At 66.8% G+C, this 21,671-nt stretch carries 16 protein-coding genes and 1 pseudogene; 7 read left to right on the top strand and 10 right to left on the bottom strand.

Annotation, left to right across the window (positions count from 1 at the left end):
• Window positions 1-6 precede the first annotated feature (6 nt).
• Window positions 7-1,449, top strand: a complete 1,443-nt coding sequence (gene creC / locus IEQ11_RS16295) for a two-component system sensor histidine kinase CreC (protein ID WP_191822135.1) — start codon at window positions 7-9, stop codon at window positions 1,447-1,449.
• Window positions 1,450-1,522: 73 nt separating this feature from the next.
• On the opposite strand, the gene IEQ11_RS16290 is transcribed toward creC, so the two are convergent.
• Window positions 1,523-1,762, bottom strand: coding sequence for a hypothetical protein (locus IEQ11_RS16290; RefSeq protein ID WP_191822136.1), 240 nt, complete (start codon window positions 1,760-1,762; stop codon window positions 1,523-1,525).
• A 128-nt stretch (window positions 1,763-1,890) separates the two neighbouring features.
• On the opposite strand from IEQ11_RS16290, the pseudogene creD reads away from it, so the two are divergent.
• From creD to IEQ11_RS16275, 3 genes and pseudogenes are all read left to right on the top strand, one after another.
• A pseudogene (gene creD, locus IEQ11_RS16285) lies at window positions 1,891-3,255 on the top strand (cell envelope integrity protein CreD); the annotation flags it as partial.
• Window positions 3,256-3,553: 298 nt separating this feature from the next.
• Window positions 3,554-4,159 carry a GNAT family N-acetyltransferase gene (locus IEQ11_RS16280; protein WP_096418460.1) on the top strand — a complete coding sequence of 202 codons (606 nt, stop codon included), beginning with the start codon at window positions 3,554-3,556 and terminating at the stop codon, window positions 4,157-4,159.
• Window positions 4,159-5,043 carry a carbon-nitrogen hydrolase family protein gene (locus IEQ11_RS16275; protein ID WP_191822141.1) on the top strand — a complete coding sequence of 295 codons (885 nt, stop codon included), beginning with the start codon at window positions 4,159-4,161 and terminating at the stop codon, window positions 5,041-5,043. The genes IEQ11_RS16280 and IEQ11_RS16275 overlap by 1 nt, the downstream gene beginning before the upstream one ends.
• A gap of 858 nt (window positions 5,044-5,901) precedes the next feature.
• Here IEQ11_RS16275 and IEQ11_RS16270 read toward each other — a convergent pair.
• Entirely contained in the window at window positions 5,902-6,453 is a 552-nt protein-coding gene (locus IEQ11_RS16270) for a phosphatase PAP2 family protein (RefSeq protein WP_191822917.1), read from the bottom strand.
• Window positions 6,450-7,637: a glycosyltransferase family 4 protein gene (locus IEQ11_RS16265; protein ID WP_191822916.1), complete on the bottom strand. Its 1,188-nt coding sequence runs from the start codon at window positions 7,635-7,637 to the stop codon at window positions 6,450-6,452. The genes IEQ11_RS16270 and IEQ11_RS16265 overlap by 4 nt, the downstream gene beginning before the upstream one ends.
• Before the next feature lie 234 nt (window positions 7,638-7,871).
• Here IEQ11_RS16265 and IEQ11_RS16260 point away from each other — a divergent pair, with 234 nt between their 5' ends.
• Window positions 7,872-9,392 carry an OpgD/OpgG family glucan biosynthesis protein gene (locus IEQ11_RS16260; protein ID WP_191822915.1) on the top strand — a complete coding sequence of 507 codons (1,521 nt, stop codon included), beginning with the start codon at window positions 7,872-7,874 and terminating at the stop codon, window positions 9,390-9,392.
• Window positions 9,389-11,308, top strand: coding sequence for a glucans biosynthesis glucosyltransferase MdoH (mdoH, locus tag IEQ11_RS16255; RefSeq protein ID WP_096415049.1), 1,920 nt, complete (start codon window positions 9,389-9,391; stop codon window positions 11,306-11,308). Before IEQ11_RS16260 ends, mdoH begins: the two co-directional genes overlap by 4 nt.
• 113 nt (window positions 11,309-11,421) lie before the next feature.
• On the opposite strand, the gene IEQ11_RS16250 is transcribed toward mdoH, so the two are convergent.
• A complete protein-coding gene (locus tag IEQ11_RS16250) occupies window positions 11,422-12,036 on the bottom strand; it encodes a hypothetical protein (protein ID WP_191822914.1) in 615 nt (204 codons plus the stop codon).
• A 338-nt stretch (window positions 12,037-12,374) separates the two neighbouring features.
• Between IEQ11_RS16250 and IEQ11_RS16245 the strand changes: the two genes are divergently transcribed.
• The gene (locus IEQ11_RS16245) at window positions 12,375-14,093 is read left to right on the top strand and encodes an AMP-binding protein (protein ID WP_191822913.1); all 1,719 of its coding nucleotides are present in this window, start codon (window positions 12,375-12,377) and stop codon (window positions 14,091-14,093) included.
• Between the two features lie 126 nt (window positions 14,094-14,219).
• Here IEQ11_RS16245 and IEQ11_RS16240 read toward each other — a convergent pair whose 3' ends face one another.
• From IEQ11_RS16240 to phoB, 6 genes are all read right to left on the bottom strand, one after another.
• A complete protein-coding gene (locus tag IEQ11_RS16240) occupies window positions 14,220-14,531 on the bottom strand; it encodes a hypothetical protein (protein ID WP_057922090.1) in 312 nt (103 codons plus the stop codon).
• Between the two features lie 52 nt (window positions 14,532-14,583).
• Window positions 14,584-15,132: a hypothetical protein gene (locus IEQ11_RS16235; RefSeq protein WP_148650447.1), complete on the bottom strand. Its 549-nt coding sequence runs from the start codon at window positions 15,130-15,132 to the stop codon at window positions 14,584-14,586.
• A gap of 573 nt (window positions 15,133-15,705) precedes the next feature.
• Complete coding sequence (gene ppx, locus IEQ11_RS16230) at window positions 15,706-17,235, bottom strand: exopolyphosphatase (RefSeq protein WP_191822912.1); 1,530 nt, start codon at window positions 17,233-17,235, stop codon at window positions 15,706-15,708.
• Window positions 17,236-17,245: 10 nt separating this feature from the next.
• Window positions 17,246-19,330, bottom strand: a complete 2,085-nt coding sequence (gene ppk1 / locus IEQ11_RS16225; RefSeq protein WP_036112076.1) for a polyphosphate kinase 1 — start codon at window positions 19,328-19,330, stop codon at window positions 17,246-17,248.
• Between the two features lie 25 nt (window positions 19,331-19,355).
• On the bottom strand, window positions 19,356-20,726 hold the full coding sequence (gene phoR / locus IEQ11_RS16220) for a phosphate regulon sensor histidine kinase PhoR (protein WP_191822911.1): 1,371 nt from the start codon (window positions 20,724-20,726) through the stop codon (window positions 19,356-19,358).
• A gap of 9 nt (window positions 20,727-20,735) precedes the next feature.
• Entirely contained in the window at window positions 20,736-21,446 is a 711-nt protein-coding gene (phoB, locus tag IEQ11_RS16215; RefSeq protein ID WP_036112073.1) for a phosphate regulon transcriptional regulator PhoB, read from the bottom strand.
• Between the last annotated feature and the right edge of the window lie 225 nt (window positions 21,447-21,671).

Raw genomic sequence — 21,671 nt, 5'->3', positions numbered from 1 at the left:
GCCGGCATGCGCATCGGCCTGCGGATCTTCCTGGGGTATTTCCTGATCGTCGCGGTCGCCGCGCTGCTGCTGGCGCGGGTGTTCGTCGCCGAGGTCAAGCCCGGCGTGCGTCAGGCGATGGAAGACACCCTCGTCGACACCGCCAACATCCTGGCCGAGCTCGCGGCCGACGACTTCCTCGCCGGCCGCATCGACCACGGCGACTTCGCCAAGCGCGTGCGCGCGCTCGGAGAACGCGACGTCGGCGCGGCGATCTGGGGCTTTCGCAAGCGCGCGACCACGTATCGCGTCTACATCACCGACGCGCGCGGCATCGTCGTGTTCGACAGCGACGGGCGCGATGTCGGCCAGGATTACTCGCGCTGGAACGACGTCTACCTGACCTTGCGCGGCCGCTACGGCGCGCGTTCCAGCCCGGCCACCCCGGGCAATGCGGACGAGACGATCATGTACGTGGCCGCGCCGATCCGCGACGACGCGCGCCGGGTCGTGGGTTCCTTGACCGTGGCCAAGCCCAACAGCGCGATCGCGCCGTTCATCGCCCGCAGCCAGTCGGTGGTGATGCGCTGGGGCTTCGTGTTGATGGGCGTGGCCTTGCTGATCGGCGTATTGGTGTCGTGGTGGCTGTCGCGCCAGATCGACCTGCTGCGGCGCTACGCGCATGCGGTCACCGCCGGCGCGCGCGCGCCGCCGCCGGACGCGGCCGGCGAATTCGGCGAACTCGGCCGCGCCCTGGAAACCATGCGCACGCGCCTGGAGGGCAAGCAGTACGTCGAGCAGTACGTGCATACGCTGACGCACGAAATGAAGAGCCCGCTGGCGGCGATCCGCGGCAGCGCGGAGCTGCTCGAATCGCCGCCCGGCGACGGCACCATGGCCGACGCCGACCGCGCGCGCTTCGCCGGCAGCATCCGCGGCCAGGCCGAGCGCCTGGCGCAGATGATCGACAAGCTGCTTGCGCTGGCCGCGGTCGAACATCGTCAGCGGCTGGAGAAACCCGAACCGGTGGCGCTGGCCGCGATCGCCCAGGAAGCGGCCGAGCAATGCGCGCAGCGGCTGCACAAGACCGGCGCGAAGCTGCTGCTGGATCTGGAGCCGAATCTGCCGCCGGTGCTAGGCGATGGTTTCCTGCTGCGTCAGGCGCTGATCAATCTGATCGAGAACGCGGCCGATTTTTCTCCGGCCCAGGGCGAGATCGTGTTGCGCCTGCGCCGCGACGGCGAAGCGCAACGGGTCGAGGTCAGCGACCGCGGGCCGGGCGTGCCGGATTACGCGCTGGCGCGGGTGTTCGAGCGCTTCTATTCGTTGCCGCGTCCGGCCGGCGGCAGCCGCAGCAGCGGATTGGGGTTGTGCTTCGTCGCCGAGGTGGCGTCGCTGCATGGCGGTGGAGCGGCGTTGGTCAATCGCGATGAGGGTGGGGCGGTGGCGAGTCTGGTGGTGCCGGGGTAGGGCGGTTGGTTGGGTTGTGTTGCGTCCGCTCGCTATCGCGAAATCGTCCCTGAAAGATTCGCTTCATGGAGAATCAGCCCACTTTGTAAAAGGGGGCGGCGCCCTGCGTTGCATGAAGTGTGTACATGACTGACTGGCGCGGGGGATTCGCTTTTGTTTTTGCTTTTGCTTTTCTTGGTGGAACAACAAAAGCAAAAGCGAATCCCCCCAGCCCCCCTTTTCCAAAGGGGGGAACAGCAACAGCAACAGAAAAGGCAACAGCAACAGCAATCGCAACAACGATGAGCCGCGTTCCACCAAGCCCGCGGGCCATTGATCGTCGCGGCTGCATTCGTCATTGCCCCCGCTTCACCACCACTTCACCGATGCAACACCGCAACGTCATCGCCTCCCCGCACACGGCCCCCAAGCTGCGCGCCAACGTCACGGAAGGAGTACGACATGCGGGTGTGGTTGAAGATGCTGATGGTGCTGGGCATGACCCTGGCGATACTCATTCCCTTGCTGATGATCGGCGGCATCATCAGCGAACGGCAGCAATACCGCGCCCAGGCGGTCGCCACGGTGGCGCGCAGCTATGCCGGCGCGCAGGCGTTCTCGGGGCCGGCGCTGGTGGTGCCGTACGAGGACACCTGGGTCGAGGCGGAAACCGACGACAAGGGCGCGGTCAAGCACACCGTGCATCGCGAACAGGGCCGCTGGACCTATTTCCCCAACAAGCTCGCGGTCACCGGCGATCTCAATCCCGATACCCGCCGGCTCGGCCTGCACAAGGTCCTGGTCTACACCTGGCAAGGCAAGGCCGAGGCCGATTTCGCCGCCAATATCCCGGCCAATCCGGTCGCCCCCGCCGGCACCACGGTGTCGGGCATCACCCGCGTGATCGGCAAGCCGTGGCTGAGCTACGCCTTCGCCGACGTGCGCGGCCTGCGCGATCCCAAGCTGAAACTCGACGGCGCGCAGGCGGCGATCGAAGACGGCCTGGGCGCGCGCGACGGCGGCGGCATCCATGCGCGACTCGTCGCGCCGGCGCCGGGCACGCAACTGCGCCTGCAGACGCAGTTGGAATTCGCGCTGGGCGGCACCGAGTCGCTGGCGCTGGTGCCGCTGGGCAAGGACAACCGCTTCGCGCTGAACTCCTCGTGGCCGCATCCGAACTTCGGCGGCAGCTTCCCGCCGAGCTCCGACGGCATCACCGACAAGGGCTTCAAGGCCGAATGGCGGGTGTCGTCGGTCGCGACCAACGCCCAGCGCCAGTACCAGGCCGGCACGATCATGCCGTCGGTGATGGTGATCGGCGACGACTCGGTCGACAGCGCGTCCGGCGGCGACATCAACGCCGTCCAGGTCACCATGAAGGACCCGGTCAACGTCTACTCGCAGGCCGATCGCGCGACCAAGTACGGCCTGCTGTTCGTGCTGCTGACCTTCGTCGGCTTCTTCATGTTCGAACTGATCAAGCAACTGCGCATCCACCCGATCCAGTACGGCCTGGTCGGACTGGCGCTGGCGATCTTCTTCCTGTTGCTGGTCAGCCTGAGCGAGCACATCGATTTCGGCCTGTCCTACCTGGCCGCGACCGTCGCCTGCATCGGCCTGATCGTGTTCTACCTCAGCGCGGTGTTGCGCAGCGTGGTGCGCGCGCTGGGCTTCGGCGCGATGCTGGTGACCTTGTACGGCGCGCTGTACGGGCTGCTGATCTCGGAAGACAACGCACTGGTGCTCGGCGCCGGCCTGCTGTTCGTGATCCTGGCCGCGATCATGGCGCTGACCCGCAAGGTCGACTGGTACCAGATCGGCGGCAATGCCGGCCCGGCGGTCAAGCGCAGCGTCGCGGCAGCGCCGGCCGGCCCGACTCCGCCGCGCGATCCGAGCGTCCCGCCGGCGCTGTAAACGGCCGGCTTTTGCAAGCGACCGTTCCCCCGGCGGCGGCAGGCACGATGCCTGCCGCCGCTGTCGTTTCCCGGCCACGGCGCGACGCCTGGGGCCAGCCCCGATTGGCGCGGGCCTGGGCGACGGCGGAAGATGAGGCCCCGCAACCATCGGCGCGGCCGGCCCGTCATCCGCCGCGCCCGACCCGCCCGCGCTCACCCAAGATGCCGACATGAAGAAACCGATGCCCGAGATCCGCAGCTACGCCGGCGCCGAGATCACGCCCTATCTGGAGGCGATCGCCGCGCTGCGCATCGCGGTGTTCCGCGACTGGCCGTATCTGTACGACGGCGATGCGGCCTACGAGGCCAAGTACCTGCAGACCTATCGCGATTCGTGGCGCAGCATCGCGGTGCTGGCCTTCGACGGCCCGCGCGTGGTCGGCGCGTCCACCGGCGTGCCGATGAGCGATGAAATCCCCGAGTTCCGCGCCGCGTTCGACGATCACCTGCTCGATGTCGATCACGTGTTCTATTGCGGCGAATCGGTGCTGTTGCCCGAGTATCGCGGCCGCGGCGTCGGCCATCGGTTCTTCGACATGCGCGAGGCGCATGCGCGCGCGCTCGGCGGTTTCAACTGGACCACGTTCTGCGCGGTCGAACGCGAACCCGACGATCCGCGCCAGCCTCCGTTTCATCGCGGCAACGAGGTGTTCTGGAAAAAACGCGGCTACACCCATCGCCCGGAGCTGCGCGCGAGCCTGCCGTGGAACGAAGTCGGACGCGGCGAGCGCGAGCACACCCTGAGTTTCTGGCTGCGGCCGCTGGGGCGCGCATGATGCGGGTGGCCGTGGCCAAGTACGCGATCGGCGCGCCGCGCACGTTCGCCGAATTCGCCGATAAACAAACCCAGTGGCTCAGCGAGGCGCGGCGCAGCGGCGCGCAACTGGCGGTGTTGCCCGAATACCTGTCGCTGGAACTGGGCGCGACCTTCGGCGCGGCGACCCAGGGCGACCTGCATGCTTCGCTGGTCGCGACCCAGGCCTATCACGGCGCCTGGCTGGATTTTTTCGGCCTGCTGGCGCGCGAACTGGGGCTGCATATCGTCGCCGGCAGTTTCCTGTTCGATCCAGGACACGGTCGGTACCGCAATCGCAGTTACGCGTTCGCGCCCGAGGGCGGTTGCCTGTGGCAGGACAAGCTGCAACTCACCGGTTTCGAAAAACAGGCCGGGGTGATCGAGGCCGGCGATGCGCTCAAGACCTTCGCGTTGGGCGAACAGCGCGCCGGCATCGCGATTTGTTACGACATCGAGTTCCCTTTGCCGGTGCGCGCGCAATGCGAAGCCGGCGCGCGTCTGCTGATCGCGCCCAGTTGCACCGACACCGCGGCCGGCGCGACCCGGGTGCGGGTGGGGTGCTTGGCGCGGGCGCTGGAAAACCGCTGTTTCGTGGCGCAGGCGGTGACCGCGGGCGAGGCCTTGTGGAGTCCGGCCCTGGACACCAACACCGGCGAGGCGGCGGTGTATGCGCCGATGGACGTGGGCCTGCCGGCGGACGGGGTGTTGGCGCAGACGCGCGGTGGGCAGCGGTGGGCGTATGCGGATCTGGATTTCGTCGCGCTGGAGGCGAGTCGGGCGCGGGCGCAGGTGGCGAATGATCGCGATTGGGTGGGGCAGTTGCGGCCTGGGGTGTTAAGGGCGCAGGTGGATCGGTTTGGGTGATGGGTGGAGTGTTTTTGGTTTCGAGTGGATGCGACGTCGATGCGGATTCGCGGTCGCGGCTTGCGCCGCTCCTACAGGTAGGCCATGTGGCTTGGGCTTGAAGCCGCGCAGTTCATCCAGCGCTGCGAAGCATCGAACTCGCATTAGCAACTGCACACCCGAAGGGCGGCGCACATGGATGTGCGCCGTGCGCCACCGGGACAGGATGTCCCGTGTGGCGCGTGCCCGCGTCTGCATCGATCTTGCGGGCACTTGATTCACAACAAAGCATTTTTCTTTGGTTACCTTTCTTTTGTTGCTTTAGACAAAAGAAAGTGACCCGCCGCTTCAGCGGCGGAACGCTTTTGATCCTGCTTGCAGCTTTAAAGGCTTCAAAGCTTTGAAGCTCTAGAGCTTTTGAAGCCAAGGGCAAGATCAACAGCTTTCGTCCGCAAGCGGCCGAGTTACTTTCTTTTGTCAAAAGCGACAAAAGAAAGGTAACCAAAGAAAAACGCTTTTTTGTGAATCAAGTGCCCGCAAGTGCGGAGCAGACGCGGGCATGCGCCACACGGGACATCCTGTCCCGGTGGCGCACGGCGCACATCCATGTGCGCCGCCCTACGGGTGTGCTTTTGCTAACGCGAGTTCCGGGCTTCGCAGCGCTGGATGAACTGCGCGGCTTCAGGCCCAAGCCGAAGCCGCATGGCCTACCTGTAGGAGCGGCGCAAGCCGCGACCGCGCCAATGCGCCTACGACGAAGGTTACGGCGTGATCGCATTCCCGCAGTCGCGGCTCGCGCCGCTCCTGCACGGGCGGCGATGCAATTGCACACGTGGCACGCGGCCAGGCCAATGCACGCCACGCGCGCAGCGCATCGCCTCAACCGAATAACGTCACCCCAGGCACCAGCCACAACGAAACCCCCGCCAGACTCGACCCGATCACCGTGGCCGCCACCACATCGCTGGGGTAATGCAAGCCCAACACCACCCGCGACGCCGCCACGCTCGCGGTGAACGGAATCAACAGCCAGGCGAGCACCGGGTAATGCGCCATCGCCACCAGACTGAAGGCCACCGCGTGCAAGGTGTGGCCGGAGGGGAAGCTGAATTCGTCCAGCGGCGCGACCCAGGCGTGGATGCGCTGGTCGGAGGCGAACGGGCGCGGACGGCGTGTCCAGCGCTTGAGCAGTTTGTACAGCGTCAGCGCGATCACCCCGGTCGCGGCCAGATGCAGCGAGGCGCGCAGGCCGTCGTAGCCGTCGGCCACGATCAGCGCGGCCATCAGCGCGTACCAGAACACCCCGTCGCCCAGGCGGCTGACCGCGGCGAAGTAGGCGCGCGAACTGTTGCGTTCGCCGAGGCGATTGGCGCGCAGGCACCAACCCGATTCGCCGGCGATCAGACGCTTGCGCAAGGGCAACCGGTTCATACGACCTCCTGCTTGGGTTTGGGTTTGTCGCGTTGCGATGCCGGAGTGTTGCGACTGCGCGGGTTGCGTTGCGCCAGCGCGTGCAGCAGCGCGTCGAAATCGGCCGCGACCTGGGCCGGGCGCAGGCCGCTGATCGCGTCGCGGCCTGCGCGGGACATTCCCGCGCGCAGTGCGTCCTGGCTGCCGATGCGGACCGCGGCCTCGATGAAACCGGCATCGTCGCCGTCGGCGATCGCCGCACCGTGCAGACCGTCGCGCAGGTGTTCGCGGGCGGCGCCGTAATCGAACGCCACGGTCGGCACGCCGCTGGCCATCGCTTCCAGGGTGACGTTGCCGAAGGTTTCGCTGTGGCTGGGAAACACGAACAGATCGCCGCTGGCGAAGTGCTCGGCGAGCACTTCGCCGCGCTGCACGCCGCAGAAGATGAAATCGGGATGTTCGCGCTGCAGTTTTTCCCGTGCCGGGCCGTCGCCGACCCAGACGAAGCGCGCCTGCGGCCGTTGCTGCTGCAAGGCGCGGAACGCGCGCACGGCGAGCTCGAGATTCTTCTCCGCGGCGATGCGGCCGACGTAGATCGCGGCGAAGCCGTCGTCGTCCAGGCCCCATTGCCGGCGCAACGACGCGCTGCGCCGTCGCGGGTCGAACAGCTGGGTGTCGACCGCGCGCGGCAGCCGCACCACGTCTTCGAAGCCGCGCGAACGCAGGAACTCGGCGAGCTCGCGGGTCGGCACCAAGGTCGCGTCGGCGCCGTTGTGGAAGCGGCGCATCCAGGCCAGTGCGGTGCCGGCAAGGAACGGCGCGCCGTAGTCGCGCATGTATTCGTCGAAGCGGGTATGGAAGCCGGTCGCCGCCGGAATGCCCAGGCGCTTGGCCGCGCGCAGCGCCGACCAGCCCAGCGGCCCCTCGGTGGCGACATAGATCGCGTCGGGACGATCGCGCGTCCACGCCGCGCCCAGGCGGCCGGCGCAGGGCAGGCCGAAGCGCAGCCCTGGATAACGCGGCAGCGGCAGGCTGTTGACCAGCAGTTCGTGCGGCTGCGCCTGGGCGCCGTCGCCGAGCTGGCGCGGGCGGACCAGACCGACCTCGTGGCCACGCGCGCGCAGACCCTGCTCCAGACCTTGCACGGTCAGGGCCACGCCGTTGATTTCCGGCGGATAGGTCTCGGTGACGATCGCGTAGCGCATGCCGCGGCTCCCGGTTTGGGCAATCCTGGGCGTGGGCCGTGTCGCGCTTGTGGCGTTGGCATGACCGGGCGATGACGTCGCCGGGTAATCGTTTTCTTGTGATCGATTCGGCGATTCGCCCGCCCGCGGCGGGTTCGCGCGCGATCCGTCAAGCCCGCCGCGCGTTCGGCGTATTCCAGGTTGTTAACAAGCGCATCCCTACAATCGCCGGGTTTATTCGATCCGAGGTGGTTCTTGCAGCGACGCGAATTGCTCCAGGCCGGGCTGACCCTGCCGTTGGCCGCGCTGGCCGGCGGCTGCTGGCTGCCGGCCCTGGCCGCCGCGGGCCCCGCCCAGCGCTTCGACGCCGGCACGGTGCCGGCCTTGGCGCGCGCGCTGGCCGCCAAGGCCTACCGACCCGCCGATGCGGACCTGCCCGAGGCGCTGGCGCGGATCAAGTACGACACCTGGCGCGATATCCGCTTCGATCCAGCGCAGGCGCTGTGGAAGAAAGACGGCCTGCCGTTCCAGGTGCAGTTCTTCCATCGCGCGTTTTTGTTCAAGCATCGCGTCGACATGCATCTGGTGCACGGCGGCGAGGCCACGCCGGTGGTGTACCGGCCGCAGATGTTCGACTTCGGCAAGGCGCCCAAGCCGGCGCAGGACGACCTGGGCTTCGCCGGCTTCCGCCTGCATGCGCCGATCAATCGCAAGGATTACTTCGACGAGGTCTGCGCGTTCCTGGGCGCGAGTTATTTCCGCGCGGTGGCGAAGGACCTGCTGTACGGATTGTCGGCGCGCGGACTGGCGCTGAACACCGGCGCCGGCGGCGACGAGGAATTCCCGGTGTTCACCGGGTTCTGGATCGAACAGCCGGCGGCCGGCGCGAAGCAGATCGTCGTGCATGCGCTGATGGACAGCCCCAGCGTGGCCGGCGCGCTGCGCTTCGCGATCACGCCCGGTACGCAGACGGTGTTCGATACGCAGCTGCGCCTGTACCCGCGGGTGGCGCTTGATCGCGTCGGCATCGCGCCGCTGACCAGCATGTACCACTTCGATGCCACCGATCGGGTCGGCATCGACGACTTCCGTCCCGCGGTCCACGACTCCGACGGCCTGGCAATGCACAACGGCGCCGGTGAGCAGATCTGGCGGCCGCTGCACAATCCCGCATCGCTGCAGGAAAGCGCGTTCCAGGACCGCAGCCCGCGCGCGTTCGGACTGATGCAGCGCAAGCGCGCGTTCGCCGATTACGCCGACAGCGAGGCACATTACGAGCGCCGTCCGAGCCTGTGGGTGGAACCGGTCGGCGACTGGGGCGAGGGCGCGGTGCATCTGATCGAGATCCCGACCAAGGACGAGTACCACGACAACATGGTCGCGTTCTGGCGCCCGCGCGCGCCGCTCGCGGCCGGACGCGAGCACCGTTTCGACTATCGCCTGCACTGGTGCGCCGAGCACGCCTGGGCGCCGACGCTGGCGACGGTGCGCCGTACCCGCATCGGCGCCGGCGGCGATGGCGCGCGCCTGGTGGTGATCGATCTCGACGGCGGACGCTTGCGCGCGCTGGCCGCCGATGCGCGGCCGCGCGCGGTGGTGTGGGCCTCCTCGGGCCGGGTCGTCAACGCGCTGGCGCATGCCAACGCCGGCACCGGCGGCTGGCGGATGTCGTTCGAACTGCAACCCGGGGACGCGCGCGTGGTCGAACTGCGCGCCGTGCTGGAAGACGCGCGCGGTCCCCTTTCCGAAACTTGGCTGTATCGTTGGACTGCATGAACGCAACTGTCGCTCCCCCGAAAACAACGCCCGCCGTGGCCTACGAAGCGCTGCCGGCCGAAGCGCCGATGGCGATGCCGGTGCAATCGCTGCGCGTGGGCGAACGCCCGGACCGGCCGCTGCCGAGCGCGCCCAACGCGATGGGCTGGCGCCGGCTGTACGTGATCGGCGGCGCCGCGCTGCTGACCCTGACCGCCGGTTATCACATCCTGCGGGTGCTGTATGTCGGCGGGCTGAGCCTGCTCGAAGGCATGCTGCTGGTGCTGTTCGTGCCGCTGTTCGCCTGGATCGCGCTGGCGTTCACCAGTTCGCTGGCCGGGTTCTGCCTGATCCTGTCGCGGCGGCGCTGGCGGTTCGGCCTCAAGCAGGGCGGCGAGTTGCCGGTGCTGGGCCAGCGCACCGCCTTGCTGATGCCGACCTACAACGAAGACCCCGAGCGGCTGATGGCGGGTCTGCAGGCGATCTACGAATCGGTGGTCGCCACGGGACAGGTCGATCGCTTCGACTTCTTCATCCTCAGCGACACCACCAAGGAGCCGATCCGCCAGGCCGAGATCCGCGCGTTTCTCGCCTTGCGCGAACGCACCGGCGGGCACGAGCGGATCTTCTACCGCCGGCGCAAGAACAACGACGAACGCAAGGCCGGCAACATCGCCGAATGGGTGCGGCGCTTCGGCGCGGCCTATCCGCAGATGCTGATCCTCGACGCCGACAGCCTGATGACCGGCGAGGTGATCGTGAAGCTGTCCGGCGCGATGGAACGTAACGCCGATGTCGGCTTGATCCAGACCTTGCCGATGATCGTCAACGGCCAGACCTTGTTCGCGCGCATGCAGCAGTTCGCCGGGCGCGTGTACGGGCCGGTGATCGCCTACGGCATCGCCTGGTGGCACGGCGCCGAAAGCAACTACTGGGGCCATAACGCGATCATCCGCACCCAGGCCTTCGCCGATCACGCCGGCCTGCCGGAACTGCGTGGCTACAAGCCGTTCGGCGGCACCGTGCTGAGCCACGATTTCGTCGAGGCCGCGTTCATGCGTCGCGGCGGCTGGGCGCTGCACATGGTGCCGGGGCTGGTCGGCAGTTACGAGGAAGGCCCGCCGTCGCTGACCGACATGCTGGTGCGCGATCGCCGCTGGTGCCAGGGCAATCTGCAGCACGGCGCGGTGGTGTCGGCGAAGGGCCTGCACTGGATCAGCCGCATGCACATGGCGATGGGCATCGGCCATTACTTCACCGCGCCGATGTGGGCGATGCTGATGCTGATCGGCCTGGCGATTCCGCTGGACAAGGAAGGCTTCTTCAACTGGGTCAGCATCCGCCTGCCGGGGTTTTCGCCGAGCGCGTACTGGCGCGATCAGGACCCCGACCGGGTGCTGTGGGTGTTCGTCGCGACCATGGCGGTGCTGCTGGCGCCGAAGTTCATGGGCTTCCTGGCGATGCTGACCGACCGCGAGACCCGCCGCGGTTGCGGTGGCGCGATCCGCGCCTTCCTCAGCATGATCTTCGAAACCCTGCTGGCCGCGTTGATGGCGCCGGTGACCATGTACGTGCAGTCGCGCGGCGTGGCCGAGGTACTGGCCGGCAAGGACTCGGGTTGGGAATCGCAGCGCCGCGACGACGGCAGCCTGCCGCTGTCGGGCTTGATCCGCAGCTACGGCGGCCTGAGCCTGCTCGGCGTGCTGATCGGCGGCATGGCCTATGTGGTGTCGCCGCCGCTGGCGGCGTGGATGTCGCCGGTGATCATCGGCCTGGTGCTGTCGATCCCGGTGGTCGCCTTCACCTCCGCGCGCAGCACCGGGCTGTGGCTGCGCAAGATCGGCATCTTCCGCATTCCCGAAGAGATCACCCCGCCGCCGGTGCTGGTGCGGGCCAAGCAACTGCGCGCCGAGGCGGCGCAGCGCGGGGCGTCGTGATCGGTGTGGGGTGAGCCGCGGCGCGATCGCAGCGGCGCCGCGGTGTGAAAACAAAAGCCCGCCTTTCGGCGGGCTTTTGCATGCTCAGGGGAGGCGCATCAAGGATCGGCGCATCACTTGCTGCGCGGCAACGCGCTCAACTGGGCCGGCGTCGGGATGCCGTCCCAGGCCATCACGGCCCGCTCGGTCGCCTCGCCGTTCGCGGTCAGCCACGCGCCGAAATCGTTGGCGGCGTTCTCGCCGTAGACGCGATGGGCATAGATGGCGATGGTGCCGGTGTCGTCGATCAGCTTGATCCGCGCGAACACCGTCTCGACGAATCCCTTGCCCGGCAGCACGGCCACGATCAGGTGCTCGGCGGGGCTTTGCGGCGTGCGCGGCTTGGAATCGGTCTTGATGATCTTGCCGGCCTGCTTGTAGCGGGCGAGCACGGCTTCGGCCAATCCGGCCAGTTGCTCGCCGTCGCGCGCGCCGGCGTTGGTCACCACGGTGATCATGTCCTGCCACTTGCTCAGGTCTTCCTGGCCGGCGGGGGTGAATTCGGCCTGGGTGCTGTCGGACCAGCGATGCAGGTAGCGCGCGCCGTTGAAGTTCAGGCTCGCGGCCGATCGGCTTTGCGCGGTAGCGGGCGCGCTGGTCGCGGGCTGCTTGGCCTGCGCCGGCATCGACAGCGCGATCGGGACGAGAAGGGACAGCGCGAGGCGCGACAGCGGATGGACGATCGACATGCGGGGTTCCTGCCTTGGAATGAGTGCGGACGGCATGCGGCGATCCATCGCGGCGGTCTCGAACGCAGCCGCCGAGGCCGTCATGCCCGTGCAATCAAAGAGCAATTGCGCGCGGAAAGCAATTGCGCGGCGTTGTCGAACGCAAGCCGCGCCTTGGATCATCGCCGGATCGGCGTTTTTCGCGTATCCGCACCCGGCCATCGTAGCGTCGTGGCCGATGCGGGCGATGTCGTCGCCGATCCAGGCGTTGCGCCGGTTGTGGAGGGCAATCACGGATTGAGCTCGCGGCGCCGCGGCCGTGGCCAAACGCAGGCGCGGCCTGCGGATATGCTAAGGCCATGAACGCCGCCCATGCCGCCCCGGACCCCGCATTGAGCCACGTCGTCGGCGCCGCCACGCCGCCGTTGCTGGACGAAACCATCGGCGCGATGCTGTCGCGCATCGCCGCGACCTGGCCCGAGCGCGATGCGCTGGTGGTGCCGCCGCAAGGCGTGCGCATGAACTGGCGCGAGTTCGATGCGGCGGTCGATCGGCTCGCCGCGGGCCTGCTCGAACTCGGCCTCGCCCCGGGCGACCGCATCGGCGTGTGGTCGCTCAATCGCGCCGAATGGGTGTTGCTGCAATTCGCGAGCGCGCGTGTCGGCCTGATCCTGGTCAACATCAATCCGGCGTATCGCACCCACGAACTGGAATATGCCTTGAATCTGGTCGCCTGCCGGGCTCTGGCGATCGTGCCTTCGTTCAAGACCTCGCACTATCTGCAGATGCTGCGCGAACTGGCGCCGGAACTGGACCGGCATCCGCCCGGCATGTTGCGCGCGCGGCGTTTGCCCGACCTGCGCCACGTATTGTCGATGGGGCCGGGCGAGCCGCCCGCGGGCGCGCACGCCTTCGATGCGATCGCCGCCTGCGACGATGCCGACGCACATGCGCAACTCAAACAAATCGCCACGCGGCTGTCGCCGGACGATGCGGTCAATATCCAGTTCACCTCCGGCACCACCGGCGCGCCGAAGGGCGCGACCCTGACCCATCGCAACATCGTCAACAACGGTTTCTTCGTCGGCGAGGCAATGCGCCTGAGCGAGCGCGACCGGCTGTGCATCCCGGTGCCTTTCTACCATTGCTTCGGCATGGTCCTGGGCAATATGGCCTGCGTCACCCACGGCGCGTGCATGGTGATTCCGGGCGAAGGCTTCGATCCGCTGGTCACGCTGCAGACCGTCGCCGACGAGCGCTGCACCGGCCTGCATGGCGTGCCGACGATGTTCATCGGCGAACTGGAGCATCCGCGTTTCGGCGAGTTCGATCTGTCGAGCCTGCGCACCGGGATCATGGCCGGTTCGAATTGCCCGATCGAGGTGATGAAGCAGGTGGTCGAGCGCATGCACATGCAGCAGGTCACCATCGCCTACGGCATGACCGAGACCAGTCCGGTCAGTTTCCAGACCGTGCCGGACGATCCGCTGGCGCGGCGCGTGGACTCGGTCGGACGCGTGCATCCGCACGTGGAAGTGCGCATCGTCGACGAAGACGGCAACACCGTGCCGCGCGGCGAGATCGGTGAACTGCTGACGCGCGGGTATTCGGTGATGCAGGGCTATTGGGGTGATCCCAAGCGCACCGCCGAAGCGATCGACGGCGAAGGCTGGATGCATACCGGCGATCAGGCCATCATCGACACGGACGGCTATGCCCACATCGTCGGACGCTTGAAGGACATGCTGATCCGCGGCGGCGAGAACGTGTATCCGCGCGAGATCGAGGAATTTTTGTACGCGCATCCGGCGATCGCCGACGTGCAGGTGTTCGGCGTGCCCGATGCGAAATTCGGCGAGGAAGTCTGCGCCTGGATCCGCATCGCCGACGGCGCGGCATTGGATGCCGATGCGGTGCGCGCGTTCTGCCAGGGTCGCATCGCCCAGTACAAGATTCCGCGCTATATCGAATTCGTCGACAGCCTGCCGATGACGATCAGCGGCAAGCCGCAGAAGTTCGTGATGCGCGAGAAGATGATCGAGCGGCTGTCGATGTCCGCAAACAGCAGTGGCGGCTGATGCCGCGCGACGGTAAGCGATGCGCTACCTGTTTTCTTCCCAGTGCATCGCGAGCGCTTTAAAAACGAGAAGCCCGCCTAAAGGCGGGCTTCTCCGCAGCGATAGACACATCGCCGCGCGATGCGCTTACTTGAGGTAAACCTCGACGATGTTGCAGCCGCTGGTGCGCACCGAGACCTTGCGCTTATTGAGAAGCGCGCTGGTCAGGATCGCCAGCAAGCCCTTGCCGCCGGGCTGAGCTTCATCAAACGCCAGGACGGAATTGGTGCCCTGGGCTGCGCATTCGGCGGAGATGCCGGTGGACAGCCAAACGTAGTGCGTGGTGGCAGCCTGGTACGCGCCGATCTGGCTAATCTCGGTGGTTTCGATGAATTCGGCAGAAGCGCTGCCGCTGACGGCGAGTAGGGCGGCGGCGAGGGTGGTGAGAATGGTCTTCATGCGATCAATCCTTTGAGTAATTGAATGATATGTGTTGACTGAGTTTGAGATGTCAGTTCAGCAGGTAACTGATGATCGGGCTGTTGTCGGCGTATGCTGCGGACATGTTCAACGGCTGTGAATTGGAGCCGCGCGAAAAATGCTTGTCGCCGCTGAAGCTGGCGGTGAAGGTCTGCTGGGTCGAATCCATCGGCATCCGGAACTTCACAGAGTAGCTGGTGGTATTGAAGCCGTAGTAGAAGAACGGGCAGGTGAATCCTTGAGGGCAGGCCGGGTCGTAATAAGTGCCAAGATACACTTGGTGTGTGTTTTCTGGCGCGATTTGGACGCTGCCGATGCGCGTTGCGCCGGCGAACACATCTATGATGCCGCCGATCCTCTGTACTGAATGGTCCGGGTTCTGGCAGGAGACGGAGAATACATCGGCCGCCTCGACCAATGCGGTCAGAGTGATTTCGTCACCTGGGCGTGGATTTTCGGGAGACGCGTTCAGCACGGTCACTGTGGGCGAGTTGCCGAAGCGAGGCGCCTCTTTGCAACCCACGGCCAACGCGCCGCCGGAATGAAGCACGGCGAGCGCGAAAATGAGATATCTAAACATGCGCGATCCTCTGCGTTTGAGATGTGGCTTGGGAGCGCCGCTCAGGTGCTTGCGCGAGCGAAGCACGTGAGGACCGGGTGGCGCTTCCTCTTCCTGAGATGTCGCCTTTGAACCAATAGTCAGAGTTTCGCTTGCACCTCCTGTGCATGAATCGTGGATGCCGTGCAACGGTTTGCCGCGACTCGGCGTGCGAGGCCAGGTCGATGCCGTCACGGAGAGCGCTTATTGAAGCGTTCGCGAGTCGCTGAGCTTGCAATTTTCGCTTGCGAGCGCACGCGAACGATCACTCGCGGGCGGACCGGACGTTGTGGAGAATAGATGCGGTGCTAACCGTGCGATGCGCATGGCGGATGGCCTTTCCTTGGCTGGATAAATCTGCATTGCCGGCGATAAAACCGATCGCGCGACATCGGCCGGATGCGGCCGAAGAACGCAGCGTTCCTGCTGCGTTCGTGGCTTCAATTTATTTCACTTGCTTATGCCGGACAAGTGCGAACAGAGGATGCCTAGCGCGAGTTGCGCTTCCGGACCAGTCTCAGGTGGTATGCGCAGATCGTCGCGAGGCGAAGCGACTCAAGCCGCCAGCAACTTCAACGCAATCCCCAGCCCCGCCATATCCTGCGGTTCGCCTTCCAGATCGGCGCGAATCAGCGGCCGCGATTCCAGCCAGCGCTTGGACACGGTCAAGGTCAGCGTATTGCTGTCGGCGTGGGCGTCGAGTTGCGGGATCGGGTCGGATTCGTGGGCGCGATGCAGCAGCACCGCCAGACGCAGCAGGGCCGAACTGCGCCGCACCGCCGCGAGCAGTCGGTCGGGCAGGGCGTCGAAGGCGTTCTTGGGAATGCCGCGGCGATGGGTGCGGACCAGCGCGGCGAGGAATTGCTGCTGCTGGCGCGAGAAGCCGGAAATATCGGAGTTCTCCAGCACGTACGAGCTGTGCACGTGGTACTGGCTGTGCGCGATCACCAGGCCCAGTTCGTGCAGGCGTGTCGCGCGTTGCAGCATCAGGCGGTCGTCGGCGTCGAGGTTCCAGGCTTTGGCGACCTGATCGAACAAGCGCAGCATGGTCGCCTCGACCCGCGCGGACTGCTGTTCGTCGATGCCGTAGCGCTTGACCAGCGCGACCACCGCGGCATCGCGCGGATCGTCGGCGCCGCCGCGGCCGAGCATGTCGTACAGCACGCCCTCGCGCATCGCCGCCTTGCTGATCGCCATGCGCTGCAGGCCGAGCACGTTGAACGCGGCCTCCAGGATCAGGATGCCGCCGGCGATCACCGGACGGCGGTCGGCGGACAGGCCGGGCAGGTCGATGGCTTCGATCCGGTCGGCCTGCAGCAGGCGGTCGCGCAACTGCGGCAGGGCCTCGGCGGTGACAGCGCCCTTGGTCAGTTTCATCGCCGCGCAGATTTCGCCGATGGCCTTGTTGGTACCCGACGAGCCCAGCGCCTCGTGCCAGCCGAGCGCACGGTAAGTTCCGGCGAATTGCTGGAACTCGGCCGACACTTCGGTCAGCGCGTCGCGCCATTTCTTTTTCGACAGCTTGCCGTTCTCGAAGAACCGCCGCGTGGTGGCGATGCAGCCGACCTGCAGGCTTTCGCGCTCGATCGCCTCGAACCCGCTGCCGACGATGCATTCGGTGGAGCCGCCGCCGATGTCGATCACCAGCCGGCGTTCGCCGGGCTTGGACGGCTGGGCGTGGGCGATGCCCAGGTAGATCAGGCGCGCCTCTTCGCGGCCGGACACGACTTCGATGGCGTGACCCAGCGCCGATTCGGCTGGCATCAGGAACGCCTGCGGCGCGGCCAGTCGGCGCACGGTGTTGGTCGCGATCGCGCGCACCCGCTGCGGCGGCACGTCGCGGATGCGCTGGCCGAAGCGCGACAGGCAATCGAGCGCGCGCTGACGCACGTCCGGCGCCAGCCCGCCCTTGCGGTCCAGGCCCTCGGCCAGGCGCACGGTCTCGCGCAAGCGGTCGACCGTGCGCAGCTGCCCGAGCACGTACCGCGCGACCACCATATGGAAACTGTTCGATCCCAGGTCGATCGCGGCGAGCAGGTCGCCGTCCTGGAGCGGCAGGCGGGTGGTCGGGAAAAGGTTGTTCATGCGCGGAATTTTATCCGCAGATCTTGGCTAGCAGGGTCGATTGCGCCGAATGCGGCATTTCGCCGTCGCGCGGCAGCACCCGCGAGTAGTGGCCGTCGGCCTGCAATTCCCAGGCGTTGAGGTTGTCGGCGAGGTAATTGGCCAGGGCTTCGTCGTAGACCCGGGCGCGCAGATCGGTGTCGAGGATCGGGAAACCGGTCTCGACCCGGCGCAGCAGGTTGCGTTCCAGCCAGTCGGCGCTGGAGCAGAACAGGTCCGGCGCGCCGTCGTTGGCGAACCAATAGACGCGGTGATGCTCGAGGAACCGCCCGACGATCGAACGCACCCGGATATTGTCCGAGATGCCTTCCACGCCCGGACGCAGGGTGCAGGCGCCGCGCACGATCAGGTCGATCTGCACGCCGGCCTGCGAGGCCTGGTACAGCGCGCGGATCACCTGCGGCTCGTTGAGTGCGTTCATCTTGGCGACGATGCGCGCGGGTTTGCCGGCGCGCGCGTGCTTGGTTTCGCGGTCGATGCGCTTGAGCACCCCGGCGTGCAGGGTGAACGGCGATTGCAGCAGGCACTTGAGCTTGAGCGACGGCGCCAGCCCGGACAGCTGCTGGAAGATCATGTGCACGTCGTTGCCGATGTCCGGATCGGCGGTGATCAGGCCGAAGTCGGTGTAGGCGCGCGCGGTGCCGCTGTGATAGTTGCCGGTGCCCAGGTGGACGTAGCGCTTGAGCTTGCGGCCTTCGCGGCGGACGATCAGCAGCATCTTGGCGTGGGTCTTGTAGCCGACCACGCCGTATACGACCTGCACGCCGGCTTCCTGCAATCGGTCGGCCAGGCCCAGATTGGCTTCCTCGTCGAAGCGCGCGCGCAGCTCGACCACCACGGTCACGTCCTTGCCGTTGCGCGCGGCCTGGACCAGTTGCTCGACGATCGGCGAATCCTTGCCGGCGCGGTACAGGGTCTGCTTGATCGCCAGCACGTTCGGGTCTTCGGCGGACTGACGGATCAGCTCCAGCACCGGCGCGAACGAATCGAAGGGGTGGTGCAGCAGCACGTCGCCCTCGGCGACGGTGTCGAACAAGGTGTCGACACCCGGCAGCACGCGCTGCTGGTACGGCGGGAACTTCAGTTCCGGGCGCTGCACCAGATCGTAGACCTGGATCACGCGATTGAGATTGACCGGCCCGTTGATGCGGTAGACCGCGTTCTCGGGCAGATCGAAATTCTCAAGCAACGTGCGCACGATCGGCTTGGGGCACTGCTCGGCGATTTCCAGCCGCACCGCGCGCAGATAACCGCGGCCGATCAACTCATCGCGCAAGGCCAGGGCGATGTTGTCGACCTCTTCCTCGTCGACCAGCAGCTCCGAATTGCGGGTGACGCGGAACTGATACGCGCCCTTGACCTCCATGCCCGGAAACAATTCGTCGACGAACGCCGACAGCACCGAGGACAGGAATACGAAGTCGTGCTTGCCGCCGGAGACATTCTCCGGCATCTGGATGATCCGCGGCAGCGAGCGCGGCGCGCGCACGATCGCCAGATTGCCGGCGCGGCCGAACGCGTCCTTGCCCTTGAGCACGACGACGATGTTGAGCGATTTGTTGAGGATCTTCGGGAACGGATGCGCCGGGTCGAGGCCGAGCGGCGACAGCACCGGCATGATTTCGTCGCGGAAGTACGCGCGCAGCCAGCGGGTCTGGCGCGCGTTCCAGGAATTGCGGCCGAGCACGCGCACGCCCGATTCCTGCAGCGCCGGGCGCAGCACGTCGTTCCAGCATTCGTACTGCGCTTTGACCAGTTCGGCGGCGCGGTCGTGGATGCGCGATAGCACGGTTTGCGGCGCCAGTCCGTCCGGGCCCGGCGCGAGGCCGAGGTCCTGGGCGTGGCGCAAGGTGCCGGCGCGGATCTCGAAGAATTCGTCGAGGTTGGTGCAGGAAATGCACAGGTACTTCAGCCGTTCCAGCAACGGCACCTGCGGGTCCTGGGCCTGGGCCAGCACGCGGAAGTTGAAGTCCAGTTGCGACAGCTCGCGATTGAAGTACAGGGCGCTGTCGCGCAGCGGATCGGTGTCGAGCGAGGTGTCCGTCATCGCGTTCATGGCGCTGTCGCTGGTTCCCTGAGGCTTAAATATCGGAAGGGTGGGCGGGATAGGCAAGGTTATCGGCATACGCCTCGCCGTAGGCGTCGCGGCGGCGGATGCGGTCGACCCCGAAATGGCAGGCGAAGGTGCTGCCGCGGCCGACTTCGCTGGCGATTTCCAGGCGCGCCTGATGCAGATGCAGCACATGCTTGACGATCGACAGGCCCAATCCGGTGCCGCCGCTTTCGCGCGAACGGCTGGTCGAGACGCGATAGAAACGCTCGGTGATGCGCGGCAGATGCGCGGCCGGGATGCCGTAGCCGCTGTCGACCACTTCCAGCACCACGCCGCGGGCGATGCCCGAGCTTTCGGGACGGAAGCGGATGCGGATGCTGCCGCCGGCCGGGGTGTAGCGGATCGCATTGCCGACGAGGTTGGAGAACGCGCTGTGCAGTTCCTTGTTCGATCCGAACAGATCCACGCCGGCCAAGTCGTCCATCGCTATTTCATGGCGACCCTGACTCAATGCGTTCGCCTCGCGCTTGAGCGTGGACAGCATCGAGGCCATCGACACGGTGTCCTCGGCCGGCAGGTTGTCCTGCGATTCCAGCCGCGACAGGGTCAGCAGGTCTTCGACCAATTGGGTCATGCGCTGCGACTGGCGCTGCATCTCGGCCAGCATCGGCGCCCAGTCCGGATGTTCCTCCGGATCGAGCATGTCCAGGTAACCGTGGACCACGGTCAGCGGCGTGCGCAGTTCGTGCGAGACGTTGGCGACGAAGTCGCGGCGCATCTGTTCGAGTTGCAGTAGGCGGCTGACGTCGCGCGCGACCAGCAGCCACAGGTTTTCCGAATACGGGATCAGGCGCAGGCTTAGGGTGATCGCCGGGTTCCACGGCGAGGCGGCTTCCAGCGGTTCGGCGTTGCGGCCCGAGGCCAGCCAGTGCGACAACTGCAAGGGTTGCAGGCGATTGACCACCGGCGCGCCGATATCGCGCGGATAACGCAGGCCCATCAGCCCGGTCGCGGCTTCGTTGAACCACTGGATGCGCTGGCTGTTGCGTTCGACCACCACGATCGCGTCGGGCATCGCCGCGGCGGCGGCGCGGTAGGCGCGCAGCATTTCGATCAGGCGGCGCTTGCGTCCGCGCATTTCCGCCTGGCTGCGGTGCAGCAGGCGGTCGAGTTCGTTCCAGATGCCTTCGCCGAGCGGCGGGGTCAGGCGCTGGCGCGCGGTCAGCCGGATCAGCACCCGCCGCAGCCGCCAGTAATGCCACGCGACCACGCCGAGCGCGGCGGCGGTGACGATGGGCCAGGGGTAACCGACCAGGATCCCGAGCACGGCCGCGCCGACCAGGATCAGCGCCAGCTGACCGAGGGTGCGGAACCAGGCGGAGCGTGCGCGCGGCGGCATACCTCCAGCTTACGCGGCGAGCGAGGCGGAGAAGCGGTAACCCGCGCCGCGCACGGTCTGGACCATGCCGTCGAGACGGTGCGGTTCCAGGGTCTTGCGCAGGCGGCGGATGTGGACGTCGACCGTGCGTTCCTCGACGTAGACGCTGCCGCCCCAGACATGGTCGAGCAACTGGGTGCGCGAGTAGACGCGTTCGGGATGGGTCATGAAGAAGTGCAGCAGGCGGTATTCGGTCGGGCCGATCTGGACCGGCTGCTGCTCGCCGCCTTCGGCCTGGGCGAATACGCGGTGGGCGGCGCCGTCGATGCGCAACGGGCCGACGCCGACGCTGCCGTCTTCGTCGTCCTCGCGCGATCGGCGCAGCACGGCGCGGATGCGTGCCAGCAGTTCGCGCGCCGAGAACGGCTTGACCACGTAATCGTCAACCCCGGCTTCCAGGCCGCCGACGCGGTCGTTCTCTTCGCCGCGCGCGGTCAGCATGATGATCGGGATCTCGCGGGTCAGCGATTCCTTGCGCCAGCGCCGGGCCAGCTCCAGGCCGCTGGTGCCCGGGAGCATCCAGTCGAGCAGGATCAGGTCGGGCACGCGGTCGGCGATGGCGGCCTGGGCCTCGCGGGCGTCGCCGGCGTGGACCGGGTCGTATTCGCCCTTGCGCAGGGCGAAGGACACCATGTCGCGGATGGCGGGCTCGTCTTCAACTATCAGGATGCGCTTCTGCACACGGTCACCGAGGGGGAGGCGGAAAGGGTTCGTCCTTGAAACCGCGCCAGTACACTACCGTTTTGTGACGACTCCATGACACGGGACAGGCGGCATTGTCGGCTTTGTGATGTCGTGCCGCTGTGCACGGGTCGTCCGTACGCATCCAGGCGTGGCGCGGTTCTGCCGGGGTTGGGCGCGCTTTCGCCGTCGTTGCCGTCGTTATCGCGGTAACTGGAGTTTGGC

It is taken from the genome of Lysobacter capsici, from assembly GCF_014779555.2.
GTDB classification, from domain to species: Bacteria; Pseudomonadota; Gammaproteobacteria; order Xanthomonadales; family Xanthomonadaceae; genus Lysobacter; species Lysobacter capsici.
Note: the sequence above shows the minus strand (reverse complement) of the source record. Positions and strands in the feature narration are given on the sequence as shown.

Excerpts from the sequence above, each read along its gene's own strand:
- creC (WP_191822135.1), top strand. The coding sequence starts at position 7 with ATGCGCATCGGCCTGCGGATCTTCCTGGGGTATTTCCTGATCGTCGCG.
- IEQ11_RS16290 (WP_191822136.1), bottom strand. The coding sequence starts at position 1,762 with ATGGCCCGCGGGCTTGGTGGAACGCGGCTCATCGTTGTTGCGATTGCT.
- IEQ11_RS16280 (WP_096418460.1), top strand. The coding sequence starts at position 3,554 with ATGAAGAAACCGATGCCCGAGATCCGCAGCTACGCCGGCGCCGAGATC.
- IEQ11_RS16275 (WP_191822141.1), top strand. The coding sequence starts at position 4,159 with ATGCGGGTGGCCGTGGCCAAGTACGCGATCGGCGCGCCGCGCACGTTC.
- IEQ11_RS16270 (WP_191822917.1), bottom strand. The coding sequence starts at position 6,453 with ATGAACCGGTTGCCCTTGCGCAAGCGTCTGATCGCCGGCGAATCGGGT.
- IEQ11_RS16265 (WP_191822916.1), bottom strand. The coding sequence starts at position 7,637 with ATGCGCTACGCGATCGTCACCGAGACCTATCCGCCGGAAATCAACGGC.
- mdoH (WP_096415049.1), top strand. The coding sequence starts at position 9,389 with ATGAACGCAACTGTCGCTCCCCCGAAAACAACGCCCGCCGTGGCCTAC.
- IEQ11_RS16250 (WP_191822914.1), bottom strand. The coding sequence starts at position 12,036 with ATGTCGATCGTCCATCCGCTGTCGCGCCTCGCGCTGTCCCTTCTCGTC.
- IEQ11_RS16245 (WP_191822913.1), top strand. The coding sequence starts at position 12,375 with ATGAACGCCGCCCATGCCGCCCCGGACCCCGCATTGAGCCACGTCGTC.
- IEQ11_RS16240 (WP_057922090.1), bottom strand. The coding sequence starts at position 14,531 with ATGAAGACCATTCTCACCACCCTCGCCGCCGCCCTACTCGCCGTCAGC.
- IEQ11_RS16235 (WP_148650447.1), bottom strand. The coding sequence starts at position 15,132 with ATGTTTAGATATCTCATTTTCGCGCTCGCCGTGCTTCATTCCGGCGGC.
- ppx (WP_191822912.1), bottom strand. The coding sequence starts at position 17,235 with ATGAACAACCTTTTCCCGACCACCCGCCTGCCGCTCCAGGACGGCGAC.
- ppk1 (WP_036112076.1), bottom strand. The coding sequence starts at position 19,330 with ATGAACGCGATGACGGACACCTCGCTCGACACCGATCCGCTGCGCGAC.
- phoR (WP_191822911.1), bottom strand. The coding sequence starts at position 20,726 with ATGCCGCCGCGCGCACGCTCCGCCTGGTTCCGCACCCTCGGTCAGCTG.